This window comes from Marivita sp. GX14005 (assembly GCF_023370775.1).
Lineage (GTDB): Bacteria > Pseudomonadota > Alphaproteobacteria > Rhodobacterales > Rhodobacteraceae > Marivita.
On sequence record NZ_JAMCCQ010000004.1, the window covers coordinates 303,828 to 326,405 of the forward strand.

18 protein-coding genes and 1 pseudogene are annotated in these 22,578 nt (G+C 64.8%); 13 read left to right on the forward strand and 6 right to left on the reverse strand.

Features of this window, described 5'->3' with window-relative positions:
- The first annotated feature begins 4 nt into the window (after positions 1-4).
- From M3465_RS13515 to sctU, 6 genes and pseudogenes are all read left to right on the forward strand, one after another.
- A complete protein-coding gene (locus M3465_RS13515; protein WP_249502292.1) occupies positions 5-1,972 on the forward strand; it encodes a hypothetical protein in 1,968 nt (655 codons plus the stop codon).
- Positions 1,972-3,516, forward strand: a complete 1,545-nt coding sequence (locus M3465_RS13520) for a hypothetical protein (protein WP_249502293.1) — start codon at positions 1,972-1,974, stop codon at positions 3,514-3,516. The genes M3465_RS13515 and M3465_RS13520 overlap by 1 nt, the downstream gene beginning before the upstream one ends.
- Before the next feature lie 22 nt (positions 3,517-3,538).
- The gene (locus M3465_RS13525; RefSeq protein WP_249502294.1) at positions 3,539-3,901 is read left to right on the forward strand and encodes a type III secretion system chaperone; all 363 of its coding nucleotides are present in this window, start codon (positions 3,539-3,541) and stop codon (positions 3,899-3,901) included.
- A 104-nt stretch (positions 3,902-4,005) separates the two neighbouring features.
- A complete protein-coding gene (locus tag M3465_RS13530) occupies positions 4,006-4,440 on the forward strand; it encodes a type III secretion system chaperone (RefSeq protein WP_249502295.1) in 435 nt (144 codons plus the stop codon).
- Positions 4,441-4,501: 61 nt separating this feature from the next.
- Entirely contained in the window at positions 4,502-5,605 is a 1,104-nt protein-coding gene (locus M3465_RS13535) for a hypothetical protein (protein ID WP_249502296.1), read from the forward strand.
- Positions 5,606-5,676: 71 nt separating this feature from the next.
- Positions 5,677-6,792: pseudogene (gene sctU / locus M3465_RS13540) on the forward strand (type III secretion system export apparatus subunit SctU).
- Positions 6,793-6,795: 3 nt separating this feature from the next.
- Here sctU and M3465_RS13545 read toward each other — a convergent pair.
- From M3465_RS13545 to M3465_RS13565, 5 genes are all read right to left on the reverse strand, one after another.
- Entirely contained in the window at positions 6,796-7,482 is a 687-nt protein-coding gene (locus M3465_RS13545; protein WP_249502297.1) for a hypothetical protein, read from the reverse strand.
- Between the two features lie 4 nt (positions 7,483-7,486).
- On the reverse strand, positions 7,487-7,999 hold the full coding sequence (locus M3465_RS13550; RefSeq protein ID WP_249502298.1) for a type III secretion system chaperone: 513 nt from the start codon (positions 7,997-7,999) through the stop codon (positions 7,487-7,489).
- Positions 8,000-8,002: 3 nt separating this feature from the next.
- A complete protein-coding gene (gene sctX / locus M3465_RS13555; protein WP_249502299.1) occupies positions 8,003-8,404 on the reverse strand; it encodes a type III secretion apparatus assembly protein SctX in 402 nt (133 codons plus the stop codon).
- Positions 8,405-8,407: 3 nt separating this feature from the next.
- The gene (locus M3465_RS13560; RefSeq protein WP_249502300.1) at positions 8,408-9,016 is read right to left on the reverse strand and encodes a hypothetical protein; all 609 of its coding nucleotides are present in this window, start codon (positions 9,014-9,016) and stop codon (positions 8,408-8,410) included.
- Positions 9,017-9,155: 139 nt separating this feature from the next.
- Positions 9,156-11,825, reverse strand: coding sequence for an FHA domain-containing protein (locus M3465_RS13565; protein ID WP_249502301.1), 2,670 nt, complete (start codon positions 11,823-11,825; stop codon positions 9,156-9,158).
- Positions 11,826-12,079: 254 nt separating this feature from the next.
- Between M3465_RS13565 and M3465_RS13570 the strand changes: the two genes are divergently transcribed.
- From M3465_RS13570 to ggt, 7 genes are all read left to right on the forward strand, one after another.
- Positions 12,080-14,425, forward strand: a complete 2,346-nt coding sequence (locus M3465_RS13570; RefSeq protein ID WP_249502302.1) for a secretin GspD/PilQ domain-containing protein — start codon at positions 12,080-12,082, stop codon at positions 14,423-14,425.
- 78 nt (positions 14,426-14,503) lie between these two features.
- Entirely contained in the window at positions 14,504-14,758 is a 255-nt protein-coding gene (locus tag M3465_RS13575; RefSeq protein WP_249502303.1) for a hypothetical protein, read from the forward strand.
- Position 14,759: 1 nt separating this feature from the next.
- Complete coding sequence (locus tag M3465_RS13580; protein WP_249502304.1) at positions 14,760-15,086, forward strand: EscF/YscF/HrpA family type III secretion system needle major subunit; 327 nt, start codon at positions 14,760-14,762, stop codon at positions 15,084-15,086.
- Positions 15,087-15,108: 22 nt separating this feature from the next.
- The gene (locus M3465_RS13585; RefSeq protein ID WP_249502305.1) at positions 15,109-15,546 is read left to right on the forward strand and encodes a hypothetical protein; all 438 of its coding nucleotides are present in this window, start codon (positions 15,109-15,111) and stop codon (positions 15,544-15,546) included.
- 166 nt (positions 15,547-15,712) lie between these two features.
- Complete coding sequence (locus tag M3465_RS13590) at positions 15,713-16,189, forward strand: type III secretion system chaperone (protein ID WP_249502306.1); 477 nt, start codon at positions 15,713-15,715, stop codon at positions 16,187-16,189.
- 13 nt (positions 16,190-16,202) lie between these two features.
- Positions 16,203-19,079 (forward strand): hypothetical protein, encoded by a 2,877-nt coding sequence (locus tag M3465_RS13595; protein ID WP_249502307.1) that lies wholly within the window; start codon positions 16,203-16,205, stop codon positions 19,077-19,079.
- A gap of 111 nt (positions 19,080-19,190) precedes the next feature.
- On the forward strand, positions 19,191-20,918 hold the full coding sequence (ggt, locus tag M3465_RS13600; protein WP_249502308.1) for a gamma-glutamyltransferase: 1,728 nt from the start codon (positions 19,191-19,193) through the stop codon (positions 20,916-20,918).
- A gap of 31 nt (positions 20,919-20,949) precedes the next feature.
- Here the strand turns inward: ggt and M3465_RS13605 are convergent, their stop codons facing one another.
- Positions 20,950-22,563: a CocE/NonD family hydrolase gene (locus tag M3465_RS13605; RefSeq protein WP_249502309.1), complete on the reverse strand. Its 1,614-nt coding sequence runs from the start codon at positions 22,561-22,563 to the stop codon at positions 20,950-20,952.
- Positions 22,564-22,578: the final 15 nt, after the last annotated feature.

A 22,578-nucleotide genomic window follows, 5' to 3' on the forward strand; every position in this document is an offset into this window, starting at 1 on the left:
CAAGATGGTGAATTTCTGGTCCTCGAATGTCTCGAACATCATTGCGGTGCCGTCGCCCAATGGCGTCGAAACGCCCGCGCATCGCCAGATTCCCGGCGCGGCTGCCGGCGGGCTCGGGGCGGAACCCACGGGCGATCTCGCGACGGTTCTGGCCGAGCGCAATACGCTTGTGCGCACCAACCGGACATTGCTCCAGACAATCGACACCAGGCGGGCCGAGATCAAGACGTTGCAGGCCGATCTGGCCGCGGAGAACGCCAAGCCGACCCCGGATGCGGAGAAAGTGAAGACGCTCAAGGCCGCGATCGAGACGGCGGAAGAGGCGATCGAGACGGCCAAGACGAGCATCGCCACCAATATCGAGACGCTCAAGGAAAAGGCCGCAACCCTGATCGCGGGCGGGATGCACCCTTCGACCGTCACCGCGCGCGGCGTGTTCCAGCATCTTGATGGCAAGGATGTGACAGTGCCGGGCGGGCGGCCCGCCGATTTCGGCGATGCGAACCCCAAGACCTTCCTGCAATGGCACAGCGCGGTTCAGGCCGAATGGCTGTTGTCGCAAAATGTGGCCCCCGGCGCGGTGAAACAGATCGATCTGGGCGCGGCCAAGGTGAACGTGATGCTGTCGAATGACGGCAAGACGGTGATCCCGGTGGACCAGTTGACAATCTCGGATATCGCGAGGCTGAGCCAGGCGGACCAGTCGTCGCTGACCGACGCAACGATCTGGAAAGACCTGGCCGCGCGGCTGAACCTGACCAAGGTGGCGCCATCAGGCGGTCCGCCGCCCACCTATAACACCGACGTGATGTCCGCCCTGAGGTCAGAGATCACCAAAGCGGAAACGACCCTCGGCGCGGGCAACGCCAAGGTCTTCATGGACCAGCTCGACCTGCTGGCGCGCCGCGCCGGGGCGAGCAAGATCGCCGCAGGCGATCTGCTCGATAGCGAGGCGGGCGCGATTGGCGAGCGGTTCCGCAGGGCGCTGGCTTTCGCGAGCGTGCCCGAGCCGGCAAAAATGACGATCAGCCAGTACCTGCTGGGACTTAGAGTAAATTCGAAAACCGAATTCGCCCTATACGTAGAAAACGATATAGGAACATTCGGACGGGCGAGTTCGACCGATGGAAACGCCACAATCAAACAAGGACTTGCGGAGTTCATGCGTGCCGAACGCGCCATTCGGGCAAGTACGATGGCCCGCGATGCCATGGCGCCTCTTTCCGGCGGTGTTCGCGATCCTCGTATGGATGTCGCGAACCTGATTTTCCGGCTGCAATCGCTTTACGAGACGCAGGCCGAAGGTGTTGCCGACTCCGGCACGGAAGAGATCAAGCAGCTTCACAGGTTGCTGAACGACTATGCACGAATGCAACGCATGGTCACTGAAACCGTCAAGCTATTCGATCCCAGTAATACAGATCAGACCTTGGGGCTTATCGGGGCGGATTACGATAATTCAGTCTTCACCGATCCGTCACCGCCGAATGAAGAAGTATTTTTAACCAATTATTCATTTTCGGTAAAGTTTGACGGAAAAGTTCATTATCCGCATGCCTTCGAAGGTGCTAGGGTTGCGCCACCTTACTGGTTCAGAACCGATACGGGTTCTTCTCTCGCTTCTCGACTGTCAGACGAAGATTTGGCGGCGGTATCCATGTTTTCCCTGGACACCGAGTGGTTTGGTGAGAGCGTAGCCCATCCGATCGAAGCCCTCTACCGAATAGAGCGCCCTCGACAGGGGTTTATCAGTGAAGGAGAATATCTCGGCTGGCTTGAGCAATACAAGAAAACCTCCTGGGACGGATATTCCACCCAGCTTTCCGATACCGTCACGCAGCTCAACCAACAGAACCAGATCAAGCAGAACGAGATCGAGAACGCGACCAAGCAGCGGAACCGGCATTTCGACCTTGGCAACAACGCGCTGAGCAAGATGAACGAGATGCTTCAGGCGATCGGGCGGATGTGATGGCGCTACCTCCGACCTTGCCGCCGCCCGTGTCCACAAGTGGCGCGGGCTATTACGAGGCGACGCTGGGCGATGGGCGCGCGCAGGTGCCGGGTGTCGTGAACCCGCAGACCCTGCTGCGCGGCACCGGCGATCCTGCGGTGATCGACCCAAAGCGCGCCGCCGATGCCGAGGCGTTGTTTCCCACATTCGATGCCGATGGCGAGCTGATCGGCTCGCGGCCGCCCGGCTATGGCGCAACGCCTGACAAGGCGGCGTTTCTGCTTTGGCACAGCGCGCATCGGATGGCGTGGCTGAACGAGCATGGCAGTGCCACGACCGCGAATGACGGTGTGGGTGATGTCACGTTTCGGCACGGCACCATCGGCACCGCCCCCGACGCGCTGTCGAACCTGCATGTCTTGCTGACGCAGGACAGCAAACGGATCGTCGTGCTGAACCATCTGCAACCGGCCGATATTGCAAAACTGCCGCTGGACGACCAGCGCGCGCTGGTGCTGCATCCCGCCTATTCCGAGGTCGTCGCCGCGCGTTTCGATCTGCGCCCCGCAGGGGGCGAGACGGTGGCGGAGGCACGCAAGGCGGCGCAGGATCTTGTTCAGGCGGCCCGCACGAATGTGACCGATGGTCTGGGCGGCGATGCCGCGGCGCAGTTGACGGAATTCCTGAACGATCCGGGCAAGCGCGCGCAGCTTTGGCAACAGGCCTTCGTTGCGCAATACGATCTGATGCTGGATGCGCTCAATTCCATGGCGGTGTTCGATCTGGACCGGATTTCACAGGATCTGGGCGCGCTGTCGGAGCGGTTCATTCGGCTGGAGCGCTTTTTCAACCTGCCCGCCGAAGGCACGCGCGGCACGATGCCGACCGATGTGAACGCGGTGAACGGACCGTCGGGCATCATCGCCGGGCGCGATACTTTGGTGCGGATCGAATTGCAGCTTTACGATCTGGCGCGGCTGTCGCGCGAGGTGGCGCAGACGCAGGTGTTCGAGGGCAAGAGGCTGGATACACCCGGCCTGACCTTCGTTCTGCAGACCTTCGCCAATTACCGCAACGAAGCACAGGCCGAGGCCAAGACCGAGGAATTGAACCAGCGCAACCTGCTGTTGCAGGATTACACGCGCATGCAAAAGATCGTGAACGCCGCGCTGGCGAAGTTCGATGCCAGCAAGCTGAGCGATCCGAACGCGCGCGAGCAGAAAACGGTGGATCTTTCGAGCCCGGAAACACGGCGCACCGTTGCGATGTTCGACAAGGGGCTGTCGGGCAGCGCGGTGCATCCGATGGAAGCGGCGGTCGGGCTCGACCGTCCGGTGAGCCGGCTCGTCACCGATCCGGGCAATACCGGCGTTGCGCACTACAAGGAAGAATTCGACCGTTTCGCCATCGCGCTGAGCGAGGGGGCGCGGCAACTGGGGCAGGACAATCAGATCCTGATGGGCGAGATCGCGCAACTCAACCGGATCAAGAACCGCCATTACGACATTGCGACCAATGTTCTGAACAAGATGACGACGATCCTGCGGTCGATCATCAACTGACGCGTCTGAATAAGGAAAGATCATGAAAGACAATGACCGCCTGCTTGCCCGGATCGGAGAGATCGCAGGGCAGCGCCGTTTTGCCGCCAATGCCGAAGGCCATGCCGAACTGATCGTCGATGGCGCGTCGGTCTATTTCTTCACCGGACGCGACGATGCGCTTGAGGCCAGCGTGGAGCTGCCCGCCAATGTCGCGCGCGAGCCAGACCGGGCACTGACCCTGCTGCGCATGAATCGCGGCTTGACCGACGGCACGCGGATTGCGGCGGAGCCGGGCAGCGGGCGGGTGTTTCTGTGCGCCGAGCTGCGCGACGGCGATGACGCCTCCCTGACCTCGCAAATCGAAGGGCTGCTTGGCCGGGCGCAGACCCTAGAGGTGGCGTGACGAAAGATACACCGCGACAGGCGCGCGCTGTCGTCATGGATCGCATGACACCCGCGACCGCGCCGCCAAGGTGCATAACATCCTCAACAGATGGAGACAGGAAGATGAATTCTCGGGACGCCATTCGATACGCCTGCGACGCGCTGGATCAAGCGGGATCGGCCACTTCGGGCGGTGTCGATCTCGATGCGGGTGTTCCGCTGCGCCTGACGGCTCTCGATACCGGGGCGATCCGGCTCGAGGCGCGGATCGCCGAAGGCGTCGACGCTGCGGTCGCGCGCCGGCTTCTGGAGGCGACGTTGAACGGGTGCGAGACCGGGGCTGCGCATATGGCGCTGACCGAGCAGGGCGAGGCGATTCTGACACGCGCGATCCATCTGGACCGGCTGGGAGAAACCGCACTCGATGCCGCGCTGCGCGATTTCGTGGCCCATGCTGCCTATTGGACCACCGGGCCGGGCCGCGATGCGCTCGATTCCGGGCAGGCGGAGGCACCGTTCATGCCGGGGGCGGACAACGACATCATCCTGCGCGCCTGAAGCGCCGCGGACAGGATCACACCCGAGGGGTCGGGGGCATAGTGACAAGGAGACATCAGACATGGCGATCACACCTCTAACCACCGGCAATACGACCGCAACCGCACAGGCCGCATCTGTCAGCGCGCAGCCCACCGGGCTCGCCGCCGCGACAGTCGGCACAGCACAGGGGGCGCCTGTTGCCGGGGGCGGTGCCTTTGACAAGGTCAAGGATTTCCTGAGTTCGATCAAGGATGGCGTCGTTGCAACCTTCCGCGACATGAAGGCGTGTCTCGATAAGCTCGGACAACGGCAAACCGTGGCCGCGCCCTCCCCCACACCCGCGCGGGCCGCCGATCCGGCGCGCGTTGCCGCGCTGCAACCCAAAAGCCTGTTTGCCGATGAAATCGAGGTCAAGATCGATCCGCGATCGCGGGCGAAGGCCGAACAGCGTATCAATTTCGAGATCAAGCACTATCTGGGGGCGACGCTCTTCCCGGCCCCGGAGCAAGCCGAGGTCGGCGCGCTTCGCAACAACAAGCAGCTTGCGCAAGCGTTCGATACGCTCGGCGGCGAGATAGAGGCGTTCAAACCGCTTGCCAGGGTGCAGGTCGGACTGCACGCCAAGGCGCTTCTTACGGCTGTCGAGAATCCCGCCGCGAAGATGACGGATGGCGAGCTCGATTACGACAAGCTGACGCAGTCCGATTTCGAAAACCTGTTCGACGCGGCAAAGCAGATCGTCAAGGATACCTTCGCGCCGCGTTACGGCCGGCAGCTTGCCGCCCGCGACGGGATGGCCGGGGTGATCGCGGAGCCGCATCTCGAACAGCTCAAACATGCGATGGAGACGTTGCGCACGACAACCGGCCCCGATCCGGAAGGAGGGGAGGGCGCCGAAAAGCGGCTGTCCAGCGATCAGCTTCGGCAGGCGATGCAGGATCTTTCGAAAGACCTTTTGCTGAACCGCTTCGGACCGGCCTTTCACCAGGTCGGCGCCGATTACGATGCGGAAAGCGCAGCCGTGATCCGGTCCGTCGGCATGATCATGGCGATGGCAACCGAGGATGTGGCGCCGCAAAGCGCGAACATGACAAGCGCGGAGGATGCCGCGATCAAGGCTGCCTTCGACTCGTTGAAAAAGACGGTGGATGCGCAGTTGCTGACCTTCGTATCGGGTCTCTGAGCTTGCGCATGAGCGGATGTGGTGGCCCCCGCGGTTCGGCGGCGCTTGATCTGAGATAAGGCATAGCGCCCATGTCCGAGACCGGCGAGAAGACAGAGCAGCCAACCCCCAAGAAGGAACGCGATGCCCGCAAAAAGGGGCAGGTGGCGCGCAGTCAGGAGGTGGTGACCACGATTTCGCTGTTCGGCGTGATCGTGGTCATTCTTGCCTTGGGCGGAGAGATCTGGTGGCGGCTGGTGGGGCTGATGGACACCGTGGCGCTGCTGGCGGCGGAGGGCGGCGTCGCCGCGCTTAAGACCGGAATCGCCGCCGCCTTCGATATCGGCACGCTGGCGCTTTTGCCGGTGATCGGCGTCACGCTGGCGCTGGGGATCGCGGCGAATTACGTCCAGTTCGGATCGCTGTTCAGCATCGAGGCGATCACGCCCAAGCTAGAGAAAATCTCGATCAACAAGGGGTTCAAACGCATTTTCAGCATGAAGCAGGTGGTCGAGCTGATCAAATCGGTGGTCAAGATCCTCTTTCTGTCGCTGCTGCTTTATTACGTCACCTATCACGCGATCGGCGCCTATTTCACCGCGATCAGTTGCGGCATGACCTGTTTGCAATCGGTAACGGTGCGGGTGCTCTACCAGGTGGTCGCCTATTCGGCGCTGGCCTTTTTGATCGTCGCGTTGTTCGATTTCTGGTACCAGCGCCATGCGCATACCAAATCGCTGATGATGTCGAAAGGAGAGGTCAAGCGCGAATTCAAGTAAAGCGAGGGCGACCCGCTGACCAAGGGCCAGCGCAAGCAATTCGCACAGGAACTGGTGATGGGCGATGCGCCCAAGCAGGTGGAGAACGCCTCGGCGCTGGTGGTCAACCCGACCCATATCGCCGTGGCGATCCGCTACCGCGAGGGGCAGACGCCGCTGCCCATGGTCACCGCCCGCGCGCGCGGGCCCGAGGCGCAGCGGCTGCGCGTGGTGGCCGAGCAATCGGGCGTGCCGGTGTTTCGCAATATCGCTCTGGCGCGCGGGCTTTATGCCGATACCGCACCGGGCGACTACGTGCCGGACGAGATGTTTTCGGTGGTGGCCGAAATCCTGGCCTGGATCGCCCGGCACGAGGGTGAGCTTTATGACGGCCCCGCCCGGCGCGGCGATATCGACATGGAGCGCGGCGATCACAAGGCGCGTGGCTGACCGTCAATCGCGCCGCGCCAATGTTGCGGCAAGATCGATCCGGCCCGACAGCCCGGTGCGCACCGCCACCATATCCGGCCCCGATCCTTCAATGCGGATGGTCTCGACAAGCGGCGCGCCGGTGCCGATCAGAGCGCCGAGCGCGGCGGCGTGGCGCGCGCCGGTGGTGCCGGACGCATCCGGAACGATGCGCGCACGCGGATCGGCGTCGATCCCGTCGGCGGCATCGAGCGCGGCGAACCCGGCGGCCAGGCTCGGCGCATCGCCTTGCAGGGGTGCGCGGGTTTCGGTGGCGAGCGACAAGCCTGCCGTCACGCCATGCAGCGACAGCGGTGCGGATTTGTCGAAATCGAGATGGACCACGCGCCCGGTCGGGCCGGGCAGGGCGGCCAGCGCGTCCTTCACGCGGGCGGCGAAGGCCTCGGCGCGCTGCGCCTGAACCTCTACCACGCGCGTGCCAAGCGCCTCTTTGAGGCTGGTTGGCCCACCATTCTGAAGCCGCGAGAGGCGCGCCGCGTCCGGCATCTGCGGCCCGACCGCATCGCCTTTCGCGCCGGTTCGCATGGAAATCGCGGACAGATCGGTAGCCCCTGCCAGTTCGCGCAGCCTTGCGGCCTTATCGGAACCGGGGCCGGGGGGCGATCCGGGTGGTGGCGGGCCGGACGGGCCTCCGATGCGCGGCGGGATCATCGCGTCAGACCTTCACGACGAACGCATCCGCGTCGTCGCTGGCGTAAGAGGCAAACACATCCTCGGCCATGCGCGCGCCCGTCGCGTGAACCTGATCTTCGAGCGCGTTGGGATCGTCGAAGAGATTGTCCGCGTTCAGCACCCAATAGGCGGCGGTCTTGACGAAACCCAGCACCCGCGCCTCGAACACGGCAGGATCGAGCCCTTGGCAAGCGATGGTTTCCTCAAGCGCTAGGATGCCCATATCGCGGTGCAGCCCGAAGCGGCCATGCGGACCCGCACCGCCGAGGTGGTTTTCCGTCATCGCATTGAGCAGGAACCGTGCGGTCATCGGCTGGATTTGCGCATCGAGATAGGTGACGAGCCGAAGCGCGGCATCGCTGCTTTTGACAAGGTTGAGAACGAACGCATCCTGCACGGTGACCTGGCAGACGCCGCCCTCGTCGAAACCGAGGGCCGCGCCGCCCAATGCCGTTTCCAGAACGCGCAGCGCATCATCCGGTCCGTCCAGCGCCATACCCTAGCCTTTCAACAACGCGGAAAGCGCGGCGCGCACGTCTTCATCGAGCAGGACTTCCTCCTGCAGAAGCATCGCTGCATGGTCCAGCGTGCTGCCCCCGCCCGCATCGGCTGCCAGCGCCAGCTTGCCGGCCAGTGTCTCGCGTGTGCGGGTCATCACCGGCGGCGACAGGAGTTCGGGATCGATCTGCGCCGGCACCATGTGATCGACAAGCCGCTCGTCCAGCGTATCGCGGCGCAGCACCGCATCGAGCGGACGCTCCTGCGGCAGGAAACCAGGGGCCGAGGCGGGGCCGCCGGGCAGATGCACCTCGTCCTCGACGCGCCAGCGATGGATGCCGGCAACGCCCAGATCGGCATCGCGGAAATGGCGCGTGGCGCGGGAGGTGGGGCAAATCGCCATGGATCAATCCCCGAGTTGTTGCATGAGCAAAAGCCGCTGCGCGAAATGCAGATCCTCGACATATTCGGGCTGCCCGCGGGCCATCCGCGCGGCGCGGGCAAGACATTTGCGCGCCAGCGCCTTGTCGCCCGTCTTTTGCGCCGCGAACCCGGCCAGGATCAGCGCGCGCGGATCGGTGAACCCCGCATCGCCCAATGTGAGCGACAGGCGCAACGCCTCGTCGTGCCGCCCGGCCTTGCACAGCGCGCTCGCCAACCCGTGCAGCGCACCGCCGACGTGATGACCGCTGAGCGCGAGGGCGAGAAACAGCGTGCCGGCGGCGGCCGTCTGCCCGTCCCTGGCGGCGCGGAGCGCATCGGAATAGGCGGCATCGGGATCGGCGGGAGGCTGCAGATCGCTGGCAAGATCGCCCGCAGCGATGGCGCCACGCAGAAGCGACAGCAGTGTCAAATCCTCGGTCTGGCCGGGAAAGGTGATCCGCGCCCCATCGAGCGACGGCCCCTCCGGCGCGATTTCGACGGCAAAGCCGGGCGCGACCATCTTCGCCGCGCGTGTCGGCGGCAAGGGATTGAGGCTGTCCTGCATGGGAGGGTCTCCGGAAAAAATACTCATGAACGCCTGCCTGAAACAAAGTGACTGAAACGATACCGTCTAGGCCTGCGACGCTAACAGGTTACCGATCTTTTGTCTTTGGGGAGCGTCATGCGACACAGGCAAAGCCGCTATAACGGCATGTTTTCGCTCAGCAATGTCAGAACTCGTCGATCTGCCATCCAATTTCGGGGCCAAAGAGGCGTGCGGCGTAGCGCCCCGGCACGCGCAGCACCACGCCCAGATCGCCGATGGCCGCGATCCGGCTTTCCAGATCGGGGGCGGAGCCGGGGCGCAGCAGCCGCCCGTCGCGCAGCTCGATATAGCGCGTGCCGGTGAAATCGATCCCCACGAGATCGAGATCGACCTGCGGAATACCGCGCAGCAGGAAGCCGCCGAACCGGTCGTTCACCGCCGTCTCGCGCAGGAAGATCGATTCGCGCAGCAGTGTGTCCGCGAGCGGCCTATCGAGCCGTTTCAGACAGGCGCGCAGACGTTTCGGCGACAGCGCCGCTTCGAGCAGGATGCGCTGGTTCGGGCCATCGAGCTGCGAAAGATCGGTGCTGGCATCGACACTGAAGTAATCGAGCCAGAAAAGCACCGTCGGGATTTGCGGCGGGGTGATCGGGGCCCCCGGCCAGCATTCCGCGCCGCTGGCCTGTTGGCTTGGCTGCGCCGGCAATAGCGTGCGGCCCTGCGACAGCGCGGCCTGTTGCGAGCGCACCGCCCCGATCAGCGTTTCTGACAGGGTGGCGAGCGCCTTGCGGACATCCGGGCCGGCTTTCTCAACGGTTTCGCTTTGCTCTGACAGGACGAGGTCGGTCGCCTGGATGAGCCGCCGGAACGGCGCGTCGAAGGCATTGGCGGTCGCCGGAAGCGGCCCGCTCTTTGCGCCTGCGCCGCTTGGGTTCGGGACGCCCCCGCCCTGACGCCCGCTGGCGGTGTTGCTCCCCTGCGGCCGGGCGTCGCTCTCTTCCCTTGCGCTCGGCGCGGGCGGGAGAAGGGTCTCGGTGATGTCGCCAGTGATGTTTTCCCCGCTTGGCGCGTCATTCGATGGGTCGAGCGTTTGCGACAACCGGCGCAGCAGCGCGTCCTGCACGGTTTCCGGCGCGGCGTCCTGTGTTGGTGCGGCAAGATCGCCGGTGGAACCTACAGGCGCGGAGGAGATCGGCGGGAGGCTTCGCGCCTTGGCTTCCAGATCGGCGGCGGGATTGCCCATCGCGAGACTGAGCAAAGAGGTCCAGCCGGGCGGCGCGGATGGCGTCTGAGCCCCGCGCGGCGCGGCTCTCGCCTCCGCCGCTGCCTCCGGCCCGGTTTCGCCCAACTCCTCCAGAACGGCGCGGAGCGACAGTTGCACGGTTTCAGGCAAATCCGCGAAGGCTGCGGCGGCGGCCTCGGGATCAGCCTGGGCGATATCGAGCGCTGCGAGAAGCCGGCGTGCGGTGAAATCGCCCGGCGGCAGGCCGAGCCGGGCCAGCATCGCGTCCGGGTCCGCTTCGAAGGCTGCGCGGAAGGGCACGAGCGCGGCGGCGATCTGCTCGGATGACAGCAGGCCGACCTCGGCTCCGCGCTCCGGCGCGGCGTCTTGGCGCGGCGGGTCCAGCGTTTCCGGCCCCGTTGACAGCGCGTTCAGGATATCGCTTTCGTTCAGCGCCGGTCCAAGCACCCGGCCCAGATCGGGCCGCACCGGCTGACCGGCCGCGATGACGATGGGCTGCGGCGCGCCGCGCCCCTCTAGCGCCACGAAGGACCGCAGAGGCACGTCGCCTGCAAACCGCGAGGCATAGCCGCTGACGAAACCGACCCAGTTATCGACCTTGGCGGAGGGCACGACGCCCGTGGCCTCCGCGATTCCGTCCGCGAGGCGCAGGATCACCGGCCCATCGAGCCGAGCGGCGTCCAGCATCTCTCGCGCATCGGCGAGGATGTCGGACGCGCTGCGCACATCGTCGCGCACCGCCGTCACGCCAAGCACCTGAGTCAGGATCGTGTCGGCCAGATCCGAAACGGCGCTGTCGGACAGCGCCTTGCCGGAAAGCGTGACGGTGCCGTCCCGCGCCACCATCGCGGCGAGGTCCAGCCCGCGCGCGCGGATCAGGCCGCGAATGTCGTTCTCCATCACCTCGATCACCGAGATGTTGGGCGCAACCGAACTGCCGGTCTGCGACAGCACCTGCCGCACGGCGCGGCGCTGCGCGACATTCTCGACATAGCCGCGCACGCTCACGCGGCCGTCTTCGGCGGCGCTGACCGTGATGGCGTGGGCGAAAGGCAGATCCTCCAGCGCGCCTGTGACGCGGGCTTCTTCCGAAAGACGCGCCGTGCCGACCAGGTTGGCGATGCGGCTCGATGCGCCGTCGCTGCTCAGCAGGGCCGATCCGATGACGAACACCGCCGCCAGCGCGGTCAGCGCACCGGGCATGAGATAGCGCCGGTGCCGCCTGTCGGGGATTTCGGGAGGCGGCAGCGTCTCCCCGCGCGCGGCGGCGGTTTCGAGCCGCGACCAGCTTGCGCCGCGTGCGGCGATCGCGAAACGGGTCGTGCCGGCGGTGACGGTGTCGAGCTGCGCGATCTCGTGCCACGCACCGTCCTGCGGCTCCAGCGTCAGCCCCGCCGCGGTCTGCAAGGCGCCGCCATCGGCGCGAATCTCGATCCGGCCCTCCCCGAGCCGCACCGCGCCATGCGCTTCGGCCAGTAGGGCGTCGGCGAAGACCAGATCGCACTCCTCGCCCGAACCGAACGTGTATGTTCCCGGCTCAAGCGCGACTTCGGCGCCGAACTGGGCGCCGCCGAGGATCTTGAGAAGCAGGGTGTCGGACGTCTGCGCCATGGATGGTCCCGTCATTTCCCGGCTCGATCCTGCCGGGCTCGGCTGTTTCCGCCCGTGGCAGCGGGCACGCGCCGCGTTCGCCGCGCGGTGTTTTCCCCGTTCTAGGCGGCTTGCACGCCGGGGGGGTGAGACAAAGAACACACCATCGCCCGGCGGATCGGCGCTATCACGCCTCTTATATGCGGATCGGTGCGCAGCCCCTGCCAGGGCGTCGCCGGACCGCGCGGCAGAGATGAAACAGGCGATTGCGGGCAATGACCCGCGCGGGGGAACAGATCACAGTGACATGGCCCATTCCGGGCGGAGAGGCTTTGCCCCGCCGAAACCCGTCGTTGCAGCCTATCGCGGCGCTTCTAGGGCTTATATGCACCCTGCTTTTGGCCGGCTGCGCGGCGGACGAGGCTGCAAAGCGCGGCGCGGGGGACGCGCCGCCGCCGCTTGTCGTCGCGGTCGATCCTGTCACAGGTGCGGAGGTCATCACCACCTCGAAGGAAGCCTATGGCGATCCCGGCTTCTTCACCGCCGCCTTCCAGCGCGAGACGCTGTTCAGCGGAGACACCGAGCCGCGCCTGACCAGGATGCAGGACAATGCGCCGACGGGGTTCGTGAACACCAGCGGCATCAATGCCGGGCCTGACGCGCGCGGGCCGGACGGCAGTTTCCTCGGAGAGATCAACGAGGCCGGTCCTGTCATCAGCCCGCTGGAGACAGCCCGCGTTCAGGGCGCGGCATGGCAGCCGCGCTATGCCAATACCCCTTCGGTGACGCTCAATTACGAGGACGAGGCGCTGACGCAGGTGATCCAGAACATCCTCGGCGGTATCTTGGGGCAGAACTTCATCATCGGCGAAGCTGTGCAGGGGCGCGTCACGTTCAAGTCGAACACGCGGTTCACCCGCGCGCAGCTGGTTCAGATACTGGCCGATATCCTCGCGCGGAACGGCTATGCGATACAGTATCTCAACGGGGTCTACCAGGTCGGCCTGCCCGAGGAACTCGAGCGCCTGGCGCAGACGCGTTCGCGGTCGGGGCTGGGGAGCGATCAGTTGACCACCATCCCGATCGAACGCGGCGATCCCGAGGCGATCGCCTCGCTGCTGACCGCGCTCGCGCCGCCTTCGGTCAGCGTGGCCAGCGTGCCCGATACCAACAAGATCGTGCTGCGCGGCGATTCCACGCAATTCGGCTCGGTCGAGGATCTGGTGCGCACGCTCGTCGATACCGGCGTCGCGCGGCAACAGGTGGCGATTCTGCCGCTGCGGCAAAACGATCCCAGCGTCGTCGCAGATGAGCTGAACGCGCTTTATGCCGACCGGGGCATTTCGGGCGTGACGATCATCCCGCTCAGCACGCGTCAGGGGCTGCTCGTCGCGGCCAATTCCGACGCCGCGCTTGGCGAGGTGCGGCGGCTGGCGCGCGGGCTCGATGTGGATCGGCGCGATTCCGTCTCGCTCAGGGTGATCCAGCTGACCCATGCGCGGGCCACCGAGGTCGCGAACCAGATTGCAACGGTTTTCGGTGCGGGGATCGCCACGGCGAATGGCGCGACCGAGCCGGAGAACCAATCGGCCATCCTCAGCGCTGCGGCCGAACGCGGATCGACCAGCGCGGCGGAAGCCACGGGGATACGCGCCCCTGCGGCCTTACGCGGTGACGAGGCCGCGCCGGCCGCCGTCGCGGTGGCGCGCGCCCCGGCGGGCGATCCGGCGCTACCATCGGGCGAGGGCGTTTCAGTCGTTGCCGATCCGCGCAACAACGCGCTGCTCATCCGTTCGACCTATCGCGAGTTTCAGCGCATCCAGAAGGTCGTCAAGGCGCTCGATATTCCACTGGCGCAGGTGGTGATCGAAGCGACCATCGTTGAGGTCGATATCTCGGACGAGCTGTCCTACGGCGTGCAGACTTTTCTGGACGGTGAGGGCTTCAGCATCCGATCGTCCCGTGGTGGCGCCAGCGCCAGCGATCCCGGCGGGCAGGGATTGGCCGCGATCATCCGCGACACGACGGGCGGCGGCACGGATATTCAGGCGGTGATCACCGCGCTGCAATCGGTAACCAACGTGCGTGTGATTTCATCGCCTTACGTCACCGTCGTCGATGGCGCGACCTCGCGGCTGTCGGTGGGCGATCAGATCCCGTTCGTCACCGCGTCGCAATCGTCGAGCTCGGACGGCAATGTCGTGGTCACGCAGGAGATCGAAACCGTCGATGTGGGCGTGATCCTTGACGTCACGCCGACGATCCGGCCCGACAACTCGGTGCTGCTCGACATCGCGCAGACGGTCAGCGCGGCACGGCGCGAGAATACCGCGGCGGGGGAAAACCCGGTCATCTCGCAGCGCAGCGTCAATTCGCAGGTCAACGTGGATTCGGGCTTTACCGTGCTTTTGGGCGGGCTCATCAGCGAACGCACCGATACCAGCGAAGGCGGCGTGCCGGTGCTGCGCAAGGTGCCGCTGCTGGGCGGGCTTTTCAATCAGAAGTCGAACCTGCAATCGCGCTCGGAACTGCTCATCATGATCACCCCTCGCGTGGTGCGCAATTCCCACGGCCTGACCAGCCTGACGCAACAGATCCGCTGGGCCACCTCGACCGATTGACGGCTTGTGCCGTTTGGCACGCCGCGCGGCGGCGTTCTGCGCAAAGCTGCCGCGGACCGCATCGCTGACGGAGGCATCGTGACACCGGTTTCGGATCAGACAGACGACATGCCGCAGGGCTTCTCCGCGCTGGAAGAGGCGCTGCTTGGCGATGGGGCCGGCGCCGTTCTCGCCGAGCGGTTGAGCTGGATCGCGCAGACGCGGCAGGCGGTCAAGCGCCATATCGACACCGGGGTCAGCCCGGACGAACACGCTGCCGGAACCGCGCTGCTGGGCGCGCTTGATGCGGCAAACACCATACTGGAAACACCAATTTCATCGAAGGAAACATGACATGGCAGGAACAGAGGCCGTTCTCAACATCAGCACGCCGTTCTCGGAAAGCACAGCGCCGGGAACCACCCCGGTCGCCGGGAGCAGAACCTTCAAAGAACGTGACGGGTTCGATCTGGTCTGGCGGCAGGAATACCTGCAAACCCAGATCGCCAATATCGAAGATGACATCCGCCTGATCGAACAGAACGCCAACCTGTCGGACACCGAAAAGATGTATTCGATGCAGATGGCGATGAACACGTGGTCGGCGGTGACGAACCTGCGCACCAACATCATGAAGTCGGTCTCCGACACGCTGAAAACAATCGTCCGCAACGTCGCGTGACGCATCGGGCGGCGAATTGAGCATGGACGGATCGCCCGGCGCCCTCCTGCCGCTGCCTGAACCGGCGACAACCCGATTGACCCCTCGGGAGCGGGATTACCTTCTGCTCTCGATCCTCGTGCGCGTCCAGCATTTGCGCTTCGACGAAGCGCAGGTGCTGGCCGATGCGCTGGCGCAGTTGAGCGCCGATGATCCCGACGCCGAATTCGCCCGCGCGGTGATCGCTTATCGCCGGGGCGATTACGAGGCGGTGCGCGAATGCCTCACCCGGCTCGACCGGATCGATCCGGCGGATGCCACCGCCACCGCCCGCAACGAAGATCGTGCGCGCATCCGGTCCTTCATGAAGGCGCGAGCGTCCTTTGCCCTGACCGGCGCATTGGACGACGAGGCGCGCGCAAGCCTCGACTACTATCTGAGACGCACGCCGCGACACGCCGGCGCGGCGTCAGAGCACTAAGGATTTCTCCGCTTTCATAGAGTGTTGAACGGCGGTGCGCATGCACTGCACGAAGTCTGTTCTGGCGTGATCCGGCCCGCCTGCTTGCAGGTGACAGCCGACACCCGGCGGCCCCCGCAACCTGTGTTACCCCCTTATTCAAACAGCACATGAAGGGACGGAACACATGCGATCACATCTGGAACAGGCCATCGAGGCGCTCGGCGCGCGGCTGGGAACCGAATTGGCGCTTGATAATGACGGGCGGCTGGCCGTGGCGCTCGACGATATCGAAATCGCCATCCTCTATGTCGCCGCGACAGACGAGGTGCATTTTTATACGCCGCTCGGGGCCGTTCCCGATGAAGGTGCTGAGCCTTTCCTGCGCATTCTGTTGGCCGGCAATCACATGGGCCGGCTGACCGGCGGCGCCGCCATCGCCGTCGATCCCGAGGGGGATACGGTATCGCTCAATCTGCGCGCGGGAACCGACGGGCTGAGCGCCGATCTGCTCGAACGCAGGCTGGAGGACTTCGCCAACCTCGCGCGATCCTGGCAGGGCGCGATGCCCGCCCTGGGCGAAGCTGCCTCGGACGCCGCCGATGCCGACATGCCGCCGCGCACCGCCGCCGCGCCGCTCGATCTCGATATGATCCGCGTTTGAGAAAGGACAGACCATGACTTCGATCACGCCATCCGCCACACCGCCCGCCGCGCCGATGACGCCCGCCGCGGCCCCGGCCGCGACCACGTCCAAGGGGTCGGTCCTCACGCAGGTCAAGGATTTCTTCGTCCAGAAACTCGGCCTGTCGAAAATCGCGGCCCCCGCGCAGGACGCCGTGAAACCCGCGGATTTCAACCGCGCCTTCGCCGCCATGCTGCGCGACAGTTTCAAAGGGGCCGATCATATCGCGGAGAAGATCGAAGCGCAGTTCGACAAGAAACTGTCCGACTGCGAATGCCGCGCGATCTTGAAAGAGGCGCGGCAGGGCCATCCGATCGCTTCCATGTCGTTCTCTGTGCCGCCGTCCGCCACGAAGGGTTTCCACCTGTCGCCCGCCGCATTGCCGCTGTCGCTGGCAAATACTCCCCGACTTGAGGCGAAGATACAGGACAAGATCAATTTGGGTGCCGCGCTCGTGCAAAGCCTGCAAACCGAGGGGGTCGATCCGAAGGCCAAGCCGACGAAGGAAGATGTGGCGAATGTCATGTGGTTCCTTCAGGCCACGGCAGAGAACAAGGCCGGCCAGTCCTTCAAGTCGGGCGCCGTGACCATCGAGGATCCGGGCGGCGCGCTGCGCCAGTGGCTCGACAAATGCCCCGATGCCTATCAGCGCGGCTCGTCGCATGTGAAAGGCTTTCAGAAGATGCCCGAGGGCACACAGCGCGGCATCGACATGACGGCCCAGGGCGAGGACGTGGACACCCTCTTGCCGAACGAGCGCAAGACCGTGCTATATGGTCGGCTCGCGCAGAACCACGATCCGAAGAAGGGCCCGGTGATGCCCACCGAGATGCTGTTCATCAAGCTGGAAAGCCACGGTTGCAAGCTGAACCAGCGGGCGTTGCCGTTCCTTCAGGACAGCAATGCGCCCAAGGCCCCCAAGCTACTGTCATCCCATGACATCAAGGAGTCCATCCTGCACGCATGCAGCTTCCTGGAAGGGTCCGCAGCGCGCAAGAGCGGCGATCACGGGGCGGACACGCGCAAGGAGCGCGTCCCGAAGGCCGCGATCGAGGGCTATAATTTCCTCCTCGAACACATGCCTGAAAGCCTCCGGGCGCCGCTGTTGAACCTGGATCCGAAAGACAAATCCGCCGGTATCCGGGTCATGAAGGCCAATATCGATGCGGTGGAGGCCAAGTTTGACGACCCGAAGGTCGGGGCTGCGGACTATCAATCTGCGAAGTTTTTGGTCAACAAGTTCCGCGAAGACGTGATCGCGAAATACGACGCCGACACCATTGACCTGCGCATCGGCAACGAAGTGATCCTGACGCGCGGCGATGTCATGGGCACCGGCCAGCAAAAGGAGGCGCAGGCCGCCAGGGCGCTGAACGGCTCGATCAGCCGTCTTCTGGATGCGCTCAGAACCGGGGAAGCCGAAGATCTCAAGACGCTGATGGCAGCCGTGGCAAAGGACGAAGCGGCGTTTTCCAAACTGGGCCCGTTCGAACAGACCCCCCGCCAGCGCTTGGATACGCAATTGAAATCGCTGTCGAGCGAAGAACTGGACAAGGCCGGAAAAGCCGCCTCCAAGCTTGGATACAGCATGATCGAGCGAGAAGTCGCCAATGCCATCAAGAGCGCGCGTGCCGAACGGCTTTTCACCGGCCCGGCATTGCACAGCGCCGCGGTTCAGCTGAAAAACCATGTCGAACAGACGCCATCGACCACCGGCGTCGATCAGGCACTCATGGATATATTCAATAGCGCGGTAAAGCCCATCGGTTCGAAATACGATGCCGGTTTCGGACAGGCCCAGAAAGACGTTCAAGCCAGATTGATGTTCAACATCCTGGAAAATCTTCCCGCAACGGACCGCGCGCAGATCCTGCCGCGTCTTGATATGACAATCCTGTCAGGGCTGTCGAAGATCGATCCTGGCCCGGCGGGGGCAGAGATATCGTCGGATATCGCGTCCGAAGCGCGCCAGCGCATGTCAGACATCGAAACCCGGCTTGCCAATATCGTCGATCCCGTGCTGCGCCAGACCGACACGCTCAAAACCGCGCCCGCGACCTTCGCAAAAGCCCTGAACGCGGCCGAGGAACTGGGCAACATCGCCTATGATTTCAAGACGGCGCTCGGGATTTCGGACAAACCGGTGACTGACAAGATCGCGCAATTGCACAGCGCCCTCCAGACGCAGGAAACCCCTGATTTCAAGACCCTCGACGCGCTGCAAATTGACGAGCTAGGCACCTTGACCGCGACGCTGTTCCGGCTCGGCGGCAAGACCGAAGATGCCTTGCCCGGTGCCTTCCGAGATGCTTACCGGGATCGGCTGGCTCAAGGGGACGCGGCGTTGACGAGGGACGTGGCGACGGTCATTGGCAGGATCGATGCAACCCCGTCCGCCTTTCTTGACGCGGTTGGCGCGCTCGGAAAATCGGCAAGCGACCGGGATTTTGTCCTGAGATCGCTGCGAGGCCGCGATCTGGATATCGACACCAGCGCGGACGAGGCCGATGCGGCCATGGCGCGGGCGGTCGCAAAACTGAGCCTTGAGCAGGCGCAGGAATCCTACGAAGCGATCAATACCCCCGAGATCCGCAACTTCCGGGGCGCGTTGAACTACGTTTCGGAAGAGATGGTGGTCAATCCCAGTTTCACGGACATGCCGAACACCGCAGGCCCGATCGTCGCGGCGCTGAACGTCCTGGAACAGTGCCTCGGGGATCGCTCCCGCGCGGAGACATCTATCATTCACGACTACCCCACGCCGCCATTCGATCCGGCAGCGCCGGGCCTGTCCGACGACATGATCGCCGCCTTCCGCAATCTGGGCTATGATTTCCCCACCGGGGGGCCCTTCACCGGGCAGGCGTGACGATGGGGGGCTGACGGCTTCCGCTCCGGCCCCCGCCGTTTCACAGGTAGATGTTGCAATTGACCTTGGGTTAGCCTTTGCTCGGTAAAGGCAACCGGAGGAGGATTGGCGATGAGACGTGTATTCGGATTGGTCGTGAGCGGGGCGGTGGCACTGGCCCCGGCGGCGGGCGTCGCGCAGGAGGCGGCGATCTATAGCGGCATGGACCGTATCCATCCCGCATGGGCCGCGAATGGTATGGTCGTCGCACAGGAAGAGGTCGCAGCCGAAATCGGGCGCGATATCCTGAAGGCGGGCGGCAACGCGTTCGATGCCGGGGTTGCCGTTGCCTTCGCGCTGGCGGTGACGCTGCCGCGCGCCGGCAATCTGGGCGGCGGCGGCTTCATGATCGTGCATGATGCCGAGAGCGGCGAGACCAAGGCGATAGATTACCGCGAAATGGCCCCGATGAGCGCGGATCGGGATATGTTCCTTGACGCCGACGGCAATGCCGACAGCAACAAATCCCGCTTCACCGGGCTTGCGACGGGTGTGCCGGGCACGGTGGCGGGGATGCAGATGGTGCTCGATCAATACGGCACGATGAGCCTTGCCGAGGTGATGGAGCCCGCCATCGGTCTGGCCCGCGACGGGATCACCGTGACCGCCGATTTGGCCGACAGCCTCAAGGGGCTGGAGGACCGGCTCAAGAAATGGCCCGCCTCCGAGGCGATCTTCTACAAGGAGGGCGGCGCGTTTTTCGAGCCGGGCGATACGCTGGTGCAATCCGATCTGGCCGCGACCCTGCAGAAGATCGCGGATGAGGGGCCGGAGGGCTTCTATACCGGCGAGACCGCGCAAGCCATCGTCGATGCGGTGCAGGCTGCGGATGGCCGGATCACCATGGAAGATATGGCCGGCTACGAGCCGATTGCCCGCGATCCGGTGCGCGGCACCTATCGCGGCTACGAGATCGTCTCCATGCCGCCGCCGTCATCGGGCGGGATTCACATCGTGCAGATCCTCAACACGCTGGAGGAGTATCCCATCGGCTGGTTGGGTCATAATTCCTCCGACACCATTCACCTGATGGCCGAAGCGATGAAGCGCGCCTATGCGGACCGCTCCGAATATCTGGGCGATCCGGATTTCTACGACGTGCCGCAGGCCGAACTGATTTCCAAGGATTATGCTGCCGATATTCGGAAGGGAATCTCGCTTGGCCGCGCGACGCCCTCGGAAGAGATCAAACCCGGCGATCTGGCGCCCTATGAAAGCGATCAGACCACCCATTTCTCGATCGTCGATAAAGACGGCAACGCGGTTTCCAACACCTATACGATCAACTTTTCCTACGGATCGGGCATGGTCGCGGATGGCACCGGGGTGCTCATGAACAACGAAATGGACGATTTCGCCGCGAAGCCCGGTGTGATGAACGCCTATGGATTGATCGGCGGCGATGCCAACGCGGTGGAGCCGGGCAAGCGGCCGCTGTCCTCGATGAGCCCAACCATCGTCATGAAGGATGGCGAGGTCTTCATGGTCACCGGCAGCCCCGGCGGATCGCGGATCATCACCACCGTGACCCAGATCATCATGAATGTGATCGATCACGGCATGAACATCGCCGAAGCGACCGTCGCGCCGCGCATCCATCACCAGTGGCTGCCCGAGGTGCTGCGCGTCGAGGAAGGGCTTGGCCGCGACACCATCACCGCACTGGAAGCCAAGGGCCACGAGGTCGAGGTGATGTCGACCATGGGCTCGGCGCAATCGATCGTCGTGGAAAGCGAAAGCGATCTTCTGCTCGGCGGGGCCGATACGCGGCAGACCAGCTCGGCCGCACGCGGCTATTGAGGCAACAGGCGGGCAGGGCGCACCTGCCCGCCTAGTCGCGCCACTCCGCCGCGGTGACGCGCAGGGTGATGCGATAGCTCTCGCGCCGGGCGACATCGAGCCGCGGGAAATTCGCGGTCGCCAGAAACAGCACCGGTTCGGCGCCATGCGGCATGGCGATGCAGGTCGCCAGCATGTCGAGCTGCCCGCTTTGCGCGCCGGCCTCCATTCGCGCGAAACCGTCGGTCACGTTCACCAGCGCGCCATCGCTTGTGCGCAGCATCAGGACTGCGGCGACATCCACCGGGCCGGGCGGCGATACCGCAACGATGTCAAAGGCGATCCGCAGTCGGCCTGTCAGAGTGACAGGCTCTGCCAAAGGTCCGCCGGAACAGACCGCCGCCATCTCGCAAAGACGTTTCTCCGCGCTGGAATGATCGAACATCCCGCCGCGCATCAGCGTGCCGCCAGAGGTCACGCCGCCGCCCAGCGTGGGGAAGGGCGATGCAGGATCGAACCGGAGATCAACCGGCTGCACCGGCAGCGGAACCGGCATTCCTCGCGGCGGTTCGGGCAGGCATTCGCGCCAAGTGCCGGTCATGCGCGGCCAGGCGGGCGGCTCTGCGGGCGCCATTTCGAAAAAGAGGTCATGCGCCAGCGGCATCGGCCCGCGCCCCAGTGCATGATCGAACCAGTCCAGCCGCAGCGTGATCCAGTCGCGGCCTGTCACCTCGTCCAGTGTTGCGGCAGCGCCGAAATCGGCGGCGCCCACCATGCCGGTGCTGCGCTTCCCATGCAGCCACGGCCCCATGATCCTCCGCAGCGGCGCGGTGTTTTGGCCGGCAATCGCGTCGCCCAGTTCCATCATGTTGCTGGCATAGGGATCGAACCACGACCCCGACAGCAGCACCGGCACATCGGGAAACGCATCGAAATGCGCGGCGGCGCGGGTGGCCGGGCCGCAGAGTTCAGCATCCTGCGGGCCAAGCGCCCACATGTGCAAAAGCGTTGCCTCGTAATCCGGCGCGGCCGCCAAAGGCGAGCCTCCGGCCCGCCAATCCCCATTCAGGATCGCGGCGCGGATATCGGTCTGCTCCAGCGCCTCCGCCTCGGCCTCCTGCCCCTTGGCTCGCAGCGCCTTGGCGGCATGGCGGAAAGCCCATGTCACCTGTTTGAGTTCGAACCCGCCACCAAGTCGCAGCGAATGACGCCACAAATCCATCAACCCGCCGGTGTCGATCGCCATCGCGGCGATGCCGCGCGCACCGCCCACCGCGGCGGCAAGCTGGGTGTGCGCGCCATAGCTCAGCCCCATGGTGCAGATGCGTCCGTCGCACCAATTCTGCGCCAGAATCCAGTCCATGCAATCGACGCCGTCCTCGGCCTCGTTGACATATTTGGCGAACACACCTCCCGAGCCACCGCGCCCGCGCACGTCCTGCATGACCACGGCATAGCCGCGCCGCGTCATGATCGCGGCCAATTCGGCGCGCGTCAGCGGATCGTCACGCTCCGCGCTCACTTCCGAGCCGGAAATATCGGCCCGCCCGTAGGGCGTGCGCTCCACGATAACCGGGAAGCACGCGCCGGGGGCCGCGTCGGGCGGCAAGTGGATGTCGGTCGCCAGGCGGACACCGTCCCGCATCTCTACCATTCGGGTCAGCATCCGCCCGGCCTCCTT